Annotated in this window: 5 protein-coding genes; 3 read left to right on the top strand and 2 right to left on the bottom strand. The window is 73.3% G+C overall.

What is annotated here, in order from left to right:
* Positions 1-21 precede the first annotated feature (21 nt).
* A complete protein-coding gene (locus IDM29_RS12510; RefSeq protein ID WP_182111977.1) occupies positions 22-936 on the bottom strand; it encodes an SURF1 family protein in 915 nt (304 codons plus the stop codon).
* A gap of 203 nt (positions 937-1139) precedes the next feature.
* On the opposite strand from IDM29_RS12510, the gene IDM29_RS12505 reads away from it, so the two are divergent.
* From IDM29_RS12505 to IDM29_RS12495, 3 genes are all read left to right on the top strand, one after another.
* Entirely contained in the window at positions 1140-3626 is a 2487-nt protein-coding gene (locus tag IDM29_RS12505) for a phosphoketolase (protein WP_182111978.1), read from the top strand.
* 98 nt (positions 3627-3724) lie between these two features.
* Positions 3725-5833 carry a phosphate acetyltransferase gene (gene pta / locus IDM29_RS12500; RefSeq protein WP_182111979.1) on the top strand — a complete coding sequence of 703 codons (2109 nt, stop codon included), beginning with the start codon at positions 3725-3727 and terminating at the stop codon, positions 5831-5833.
* Positions 5830-7080 (top strand): acetate/propionate family kinase, encoded by a 1251-nt coding sequence (locus IDM29_RS12495; protein WP_182111980.1) that lies wholly within the window; start codon positions 5830-5832, stop codon positions 7078-7080. The genes pta and IDM29_RS12495 overlap by 4 nt, the downstream gene beginning before the upstream one ends.
* A 54-nt stretch (positions 7081-7134) precedes the next feature.
* Here IDM29_RS12495 and IDM29_RS12490 read toward each other — a convergent pair.
* Positions 7135-8531, bottom strand: a 1397-nt coding sequence (locus tag IDM29_RS12490; RefSeq protein WP_188037585.1) for a succinic semialdehyde dehydrogenase, incomplete at its 5' end; no start/stop codon positions are given.

Here is an 8531-nt window from a genome sequence, read left to right as displayed (position 1 = left end):
CGGAGCGCCGGCGCCGGGACGTCAAGGCGTTGCGCCGGCCCCCACGCGGGTCCGCGCCGGACTGACGGCGGCGCCCTCCGGGACGTCCTCCTCGTCGCGTCCCGCGACCGGTCCCGTGCCCGGACCGTCGCCCGCGCCGCCTCCGCCCGGCCCGCCGGGTCCGTCGTCGTCGGGCCCGCCCTCGATCTCCTCGCGGGCCAGCCGCGTCTCGTCGCGCACCATGCGGGCCCACAGCAGCACGGCGAAGCCACCGAAGATCCACCACTGGAGCGCGTACGCCAGGTTCTGGATGTTGAGCCCGCCGCCGGCGAGCGTCGGCGGGGGCAGCGTCTGGACGCCGTCCGGCGCGGAGGCCTCGACCAGGTAGCCCGAGTAGATGGGGCCACCCCAGCGGTTGACGAGCTCGGCAGGGCTCACGGCGTCGACCTGCCCGGCGGGCAGGTCCGTGGCGATCCCCGCCCCCTCGCCCACCTGGAGGAAGCCGACGACCTCGACCGCGTCGGTGGGCGGTTCCGGCGCCTCGGGTTCGGCGACCCACCCGCGGACGACGGCCAGCACCGCGTCGTCGACGCGCAGCGGCGCGACGACCAGGTAGCCGGTCCGACCGTCGAGCGCGCGCCCCGGCACGAGGACCTGGTCGGGCTCGAACGCGCCGGAGGCCACGACCTTCTCCCCCACGAGCTCGCCGCGGAAGGAGGACTGCGGCTCCAGGACGTCCTGCAGGGGCAGCGGGTCGGCCTCGGCGATCGCGGCGCGCCGCTCCTGCTGCTCGGCGTCACCGCGCAGCTCCGCGCGGTCCAGCTGCCACACGCCCAGGCGCGCGCACACCGCGGCGGCACCCAGCAGCAGCACCAGCAGGACCAGCATCCGCGGCGAGAGCGCCGTGCGCACGTACGAGGGCGGCACCGGCGAGCCTCCGGCCCTGACGTCGCTCATCGATCCACCCGTCCGCCCGCGCTCGCGGGCCACTCCCACGGTACCCGCGGATGGGTGCGGCCCCGGCCGCGATGTGGTGGCATGGGGACAGCGCACGGCACCGAGGCCCTGTCAGGACAATCGTCCCATGAATCACGGGCGAGGCGCGGCACGCTGATCACGCCCGCCGGACACCCCGGCGGCCCCGTCGAGGAGGAGCGCACATGACCTCGGTCCTGGATCGTCCGACGAGCTGGCCCCGACGGGACGTCGAACCCCTCTCCGCGCAGACGCTGGCGCGCGTGGACGCGTGGTGGCGCGCGGCGAACTACCTCTCCGTCGGCCAGATCTACCTTCTCGACAACCCGCTCCTCGCCGAGACCCTCCACCGCGACCACGTCAAGCCGCGGCTGCTGGGCCACTGGGGCACCACGCCCGGGCTCAACTTCATCTACGCGCACCTCAACCGCGTGATCCAGGAGCGCTCGCAGCAGACGCTCTACATCACCGGCCCGGGCCACGGCGGCCCGGGGCTGGTGGCCAACACCTACCTCGAGGGCACGTACTCCGAGGTCTACACGGACGTCACGCAGGACTCCGAGGGCATGCGGCGGCTCTTCCGCCAGTTCTCGTTCCCCGGCGGCATCCCCAGCCACGTCGCACCGGAGACGCCGGGGTCGATCCACGAGGGCGGCGAGCTCGGCTACGCCCTCTCGCACGCCTACGGCGCGGCCTTCGACAACCCCGACCTCCTGGTCGCCGCCGTCGTCGGTGACGGCGAGGCCGAGACCGGCCCGCTCGCCACGAGCTGGCACTCGAACAAGTTCGTCGACCCGCTGACCGACGGCGTCGTCCTGCCGATCCTGCACCTCAACGGCTACAAGATCGCCAACCCGACCGTGCTCGCCCGCATCCCCGAGGAGGAGCTCCTCGACCTCATGCGCGGGTACGGGCACACGCCGTACGTCGTCGCGGGCGGCTTCGACGGCGAGGACCCCGCGCTCGTGCACCAGCGCATGGCGCACGTGCTCGACGAGTGCCTCAACCAGATCGCCGAGATCAAGCAGGCGGCCCGCGAGGGCACGCTGGCCGAGCGGCCCCGCTGGCCCATGATCATCATGCGCACGCCGAAGGGCTGGACGTGCCCGCCCGTCATCGACGGCAAGCAGGTCGAGGACTCGTGGCGCTCCCACCAGGTCCCGCTCGCGAGCGCGCGCGACACCGACGAGCACCTCCACGTCCTCGAGGGCTGGCTGAAGAGCTACCGCCCCGAGGAGCTCTTCGACGCCACCGGACGGCTCGTCGATGACGTCGCCGCCCTCGCCCCCGAGGGCGCGCTGCGGATGAGCGCGACGCCGTTCGCCAACGGCGGCCTGCTGCTGCGCGACCTGCGCCTGCCGGACTTCCGCGACTTCGCCGTCGAGGTCTCCTCCCCCGGCGGCACCATCGCCGAGGCGACGCGCGTGCTCGGCCGGTGGCTCGCCGCCGTCGTGGAGGCGAACCCCGAGACGTTCCGGATCTTCGGCCCGGACGAGACGGCGTCGAACCGCCTGCAGGCCGTCTTCGAGGTGACGGACAAGCAGTGGGACGCGCAGATCCTGCCCCAGGACGACAACCTGGCCCGCGCCGGCCGGGTCGTCGAGATGCTCTCGGAGCACCAGTGCCAGGGCTGGCTGGAGGGCTACCTCCTCACCGGCCGCCACGGCATGTTCAGCTGCTACGAGGCCTTCATCCACATCGTCGACTCGATGGTCAACCAGCACGCGAAGTGGCTCAAGGTCACCCGCGACATCCCGTGGCGCCGCCCGATCGCCTCGCTCAACTACCTGCTGACGTCGCACGTCTGGCGCCAGGACCACAACGGGTTCTCGCACCAGGACCCGGGCTTCATCGACCACGTGATGAACAAGAAGGCGGAGATCGTCCGCATCTACCTGCCGCCGGACGCCAACACCCTGCTCTCGACCTACGACCACTGCCTGCGCAGCCGCAACTACATCAACGTGGTGGTGGCCGGGAAGCAGCCGGCGCCGACGTTCCTGACGATGGACGAGGCGATCGCGCACTGCGCGCGCGGCCTCGGCATCTGGGAGTGGGCCGGCACGGAGGCGCGCGGCGAGGACCCGGACGTCGTGCTGGCGTGCGCGGGCGACGTGCCGACGCTCGAGGTGCTGGCCGCCGCCGACCTGCTGCGCCGGCACCTGCCCGACCTCAACGTGCGCGTGGTCAACGTCGTCGACCTCATGCGCCTGCAGGACGAGCGGGAGCACCCGCACGGCCTCGCGGACCGCGAGTTCGACACGATCTTCACGCCCGACAAGCCGGTGATCTTCGCCTACCACGGCTACCCGTGGCTCATCCACCGCCTCACCTACCGCCGCACCGGGCACGGCAACATCCACGTGCGCGGCTACAAGGAGGAGGGCACCACGACGACGCCCTTCGACATGGTGATGCTCAACGACCTGGACCGGTACCACCTGGTCATCGACGTCATCGACCGGGTCCCCGGCCTGGGGACCCGCGCGGCCGAGCTGCGCCAGGAGATGGTCGACGCCCGCCTGGCGGCGCGGCAGTACACCCGGGAGCACGGCGAGGACATCCCGGAGGTCAGGGACTGGGTCTGGCCCGACGCGGGCGAGACCGGCACCGAGGTCGGCGGGCCGCAGGGGCTCGGCGGCGCGGCGGTCACCGGCGGTGACAACGAGTAGGCCCGCCCGTACCCGGGCATGATCAGATCGGCACGACCGCCGGGCCCCCACCCCGGGCCGGCGGGCACCAACCGCGCGACAACAGGTTAGGAACACCCGTGGCACGCAGCATCTACATCACCAGCGCCGAGGGCGAGACCGGCAAGTCCACCGTCGCCCTGGGCGTGGTGGACCTCCTCACCCGCAGCGTGCAGAAGGTCGGGGTCTTCCGCCCCGTCGCGCGCGAGACGCGCCAGCGCGACTACGTGCTCGACCTCCTCCTCGCGCACGACGGCGTCGACCTGTCGTACGACGAGTGCGTGGGCGTCACGTACGAGGAGGTGCACGCGGACCCCGAGGCGGCGCTCGCCCGCATCGTCTCGCGGTACCACGAGGTCGAGCGGCAGTGCGACGTCGTCGTCATCGTCGGCACCGACTACACGGACGTCGCAGGCCCGACGGAGCTCGCGTACAACGCGCGCATCGCCGTCAACCTGGGCGCTCCGGTGCTGCTGGTGGTCCGCGGCCTGGGCCGTCGCCCGGACGAGATCCGCAGCATGGTCGACGTCTGCTTCGCGGAGCTGAGCGCGCAGCACGCCGAGGTCATCGGCGTGATCGCGAACCGCTGCGCGCCGCAGGAGCTCGTCACGGTGCGCGCGGCCCTGAACACCGCCGTCCCGGCGTGGGTGCTGCCCGAGAACCAGCTCCTCAACGCGCCCACGGTGCGCGCCCTCATGGAGTCGGTCGGCGGGCGCCTGGCCGCCGGTGACGAGGAGCTGCTCTCCCGCGAGGCGCTCGACCTGCTGGTCGGGGCGATGTCCATCGAGCACCTGCTCGACAAGCTCACCGACGGCGCCGTCGTCATCACCCCCGGGGACCGCTCGGACATCCTGCTCGGGCTGCTCATGGCGAACGCCGCCGAGGGCTTCCCGTCGCTCGCCGGGATCATCCTCAACGGCGGCTTCTACCCGCCGTCGCCGGTCGCCCGCCTGGTCAACGGCCTGGGTCAGCGCCTGCCGATCATCCAGACGGACATGGGCACGTTCCGCACGGCCAGTGCCGCCGCCGGCACCCGCGGGCGCCTGTCCTCGGAGTCGCAGCGCAAGATCGACACGGCGCTCGCGATCTTCGACAAGCACGTGGACGGCACCACGCTGCTCGAGCGACTCGACGTCTCGCGCCCGAGCGTCGTGACGCCGCTGATGTTCGAGTACGAGCTCCTCGACCGGGCACGCTCGGACCGCAAGCACATCGTGCTGCCCGAGGGCGGCGACGACCGGATCCTGCGCGCCGCGAGCACGCTGCTGCAGCGCGGGGTCGCCGACCTCACGATCCTCGGCAGCGAGCCCGCGATCCGCGCCCGGGCCACCGAGCTCGGCCTCGACATCACCGCGGCGACGATCATCGACCCGCGCGACGGCGAGCTGCACGAGCGGTTCGCGCACGAGTACGCCGAGATGCGCAAGCACAAGGGCATGACGGTCGAGCGGGCCCGGGAGATCGTGGGCTCGGTCTCCTACTTCGGCACCATGATGGTCCAGCTCGGCATCGCGGACGGCATGGTCTCGGGCGCGATGCACACGACGGCGCACACCATCAAGCCGTCCTTCGAGATCATCAAGACCGTCCCGGGCGTGAGCATCGTCTCGAGCGTCTTCCTCATGTGCCTCGACGACCGCGTGCTGGTCTACGGCGACTGCGCCGTGAACCCCGACCCGACGGCCGCGCAGCTCGCCGACATCGCGATCTCCTCCGCCGCGACGGCCGTGCAGTTCGGCATCGAGCCGCGGATCGCGATGCTGTCCTACTCGACGGGCGAGTCCGGGACGGGCGCCGACGTCGACAAGGTGCGCGCCGCGACCGCGCTCGTGCGCGAGCGCCGCCCCGACCTGTCCGTCGAGGGCCCCATCCAGTACGACGCCGCCGTCGACGCCTCGGTCGCCAAGACCAAGATGCCCGACTCGAGCGTGGCCGGGCGGGCGACCGTCCTGATCTTCCCGGACCTCAACACGGGCAACAACACCTACAAGGCCGTGCAGCGCACGGCCGGCGCGGTCGCCATCGGCCCCGTGCTCCAGGGCCTCCGCAAGCCGGTCAACGACCTGTCGCGCGGCGCCCTCGTCCAGGACATCGTCAACACGGTCGCGATCACCGCGATCCAGGCCCAGCAGGAGGACGTGGCCGCCCAGGCGGCGGTCCCCACGTCGCCCGAGGAGGCACGCGCATGAACCCCGTTCCCGGCGTCGGACAGCGTCCGAGCACCCACAGCGCCTTCGGCGCGCACGGCAGCGTCCTGGTCATCAACTCCGGCTCGTCGTCGGTGAAGTACCAGCTCGTCAACCCGGTCGGCGGCGAGGCGATCGCGTCCGGCCTGGTCGAGCGCATCGGCGAGGCCGAGGGCTACATCCGGCACACGTTCGGCGGCATCCGCACCGAGCGCCGCGACCCGGTGCCCGACCACGGCGCCGCCCTGCGGGCCGTGCTCGACCTGTTCGCCGAGGCCGGCCCGGACCTCGCCGAGGCGCACGTGGTCGCCGTCGGGCACCGCGTCGTGCACGGTGGCGCCGTCTTCTCCGAGCCGGTGCTCGTGGACGACGACGTCGTCAAGGCGATCGAGGAGATCTCCCCGCTCGCGCCGCTGCACAACCCGGCGAACCTGCGCGGCATCGAGGTCGCGCGCCAGCTGCTGCCCGACGTGCCGCACGTGGTCGTGTTCGACACCGCGTTCTTCCAGACCCTGCCGGACGCCGCGTCGACGTACGCGCTCGACCGCGAGGTCGCGGAGAAGCACGGCGTGCGGCGGTACGGGTTCCACGGCACGTCGCACCAGTACGTCTCCGGCAAGGTCTCGCGCGTGCTGGGACGGCGGGTCACCGACCTCAACCAGATCGTGCTCCACCTGGGCAACGGCGCGTCGGCGTCGGCCGTGCGCGGCGGTGTCGCGGTCGAGACCTCCATGGGCATGACGCCGCTCGAGGGCCTGGTCATGGGGACGCGCACGGGTGACATCGACCCGGCCGTCATCGTCCACCTGTACCGCAACGCGGGGATGTCGATCGACGAGATCGACGACCTGCTCAACCGCCGCAGCGGGCTCAAGGGCCTCGCGGGGCAGAACGACTTCCGCGAGCTGCACCAGCTCGTCGAGGCGGGCGACGAGGCGGCCTCGCGGGCGCTGGACGTGTACATCCACCGCCTGCGCAAGTACGTCGGCGCCTACCTCGCCGTGCTCGGTCGCGTGGACGTCATCGCGTTCACCGCGGGCGTCGGCGAGAACGACGACATCGTCCGGGCCCGCGCCCTGGCCGGGCTCGAAGGCCTGGGCATCGCGGTGGACCCGGAGCGCAACGCGGGCCGCAAGAGCCAGCCGACGATCATCTCGCCGGACTGGACCTCCACCCTCGTCATGGTCGTCCCGACGAACGAGGAGCTCGCGATCGCGCGGCAGGCCGTCGCGCTCATCTCGCACGAGTGACGCCGGCGACGGGCGCCCACCCCGCGGTGGGCGCCCGTCGTCGTCCGGCCGGCCCTACGGCAGCCGCAGCGTCTTCGCCGCGCGCAGCACGCCCGTGAACAGGCGCGTCCACCGCTCGCCCGGCAGCGCGTAGAGGCGCCCGAGCCCGAGCCCGTGGTGCGTGCCCCGCTGCACCACGACGGCCTGCGTCCGCGTCACGGCGTGGACGCCCTCGACCCCGTGCCGCCGCCCGAGGCCGGACGCCTTGACGCCGCCCATGGGCGCGGCCGTGCTCCCCCACGCGGCGGCGTACCCGTCGTTGACGCCCACCGCGCCGACCTCCAGGCGCGCCGCGATGCGCCGCGCGCGCGCGACGTCGCGGCACCACACGCTCGCGGCCAGCCCCATGTCGCTGCCGTTCACCAGCTCGACCGCGTGGTCGTCGTCGCGCACGCGCTGCACGGAGACGACCGGCCCGAAGGTCTCCTCGCCCGCGACGACGGCGTCCGGGGGCACGCGGTCGAGCACCGTCGGCTCGAAGACGTACGGCCCGACGTCACGGCGGTGCACGCCGCCGGCGAGCACGACGGCGCCCCGGGCGACGGCGTCCTCGACGTGGTGGTGCACGCGCTCGAGCTGGGCCGCTGACGTGAGCGAGCCGACGTCGGCCGTGTAGTCCAGGGCGGCGCCGAGGCGCAGCGCCCGCACGCGCGGGACGAGCTCGGCGAGGAACGCGTCGGCCACCGCCTCGTGGACGAGCAGGCGCTCGGTCGAGACGCACAGCTGCCCGCTGTTCGAGAAGCAGGCCCGGACCACGCCCTCCGCCGTGACGGCGAGGTCCACGTCCTGGGTCACGTAGAGCGCGTTCTTGCCCCCGAGCTCGAGCGTCGCACCGACCAGCGCCTCGCCGGCCTGCGCGGCGACCCGGCGCCCCGTCGCGGTCGAGCCGGTGAAGACGACGTGGTCGACCGCGCCGACGAGCGCGCCGCCCACCTCCCCGCCGCCGGCGACCACCTGGAGCAGCCCGGGCGGCAGGCCGGCCTCCTGGGCCAGCGCGGCGCCCCAGAGCGCGACGAGGGTGGTCTGCGGGTCCGGCTTGACCACCACCGCGTTGCCCGCGACGAGCGCGGGCAGCGCGTCGCCCAGGGACAGGTTCAGCGGGTAGTTGAACGGCGCCACCACGCCGACCACGCCGACCGGGTGGCGCAGCACGCGCGCGGCGGTGAGCCCGGGCACGAGGCCGGGCACGGACCGCGGCGCCAGGTACGCCGCCGCGCGGCGCCCGTAGTGCCGGGCCAGCAGCGCGACGTCGGCCACCTCCTCGTACGCGCTGCTGCGCGCCTTGCCGTTCTCGAGCTGCAGGAGGTCCAGGGCCTCGGACTGCCGGTCGAGCACCAGGTCGTGCAGGCGCAGGAGCACCGCGGCGCGCCGCGCGACGGGCACCGCGGCCCACGCCCGCTGCGCCCGTCGCG

Origin of the sequence: Actinotalea sp. JY-7885, assembly GCF_014525465.1 — a bacterium.
Taxonomy (GTDB): domain Bacteria; phylum Actinomycetota; class Actinomycetes; order Actinomycetales; family Cellulomonadaceae; genus Actinotalea.
The sequence above is the reverse complement of the archived record's forward strand: the minus strand, read 5'-3'. Positions and strand labels throughout refer to the sequence as shown.

Bases quoted from the DNA above. Each gene is read 5' to 3' on its own strand.
- IDM29_RS12510 (WP_182111977.1), bottom strand. From the start codon at position 936: ATGAGCGACGTCAGGGCCGGAGGCTCGCCGGTGCCGCCCTCGTACGTG.
- IDM29_RS12505 (WP_182111978.1), top strand. From the start codon at position 1,140: ATGACCTCGGTCCTGGATCGTCCGACGAGCTGGCCCCGACGGGACGTC.
- IDM29_RS12495 (WP_182111980.1), top strand. From the start codon at position 5,830: ATGAACCCCGTTCCCGGCGTCGGACAGCGTCCGAGCACCCACAGCGCC.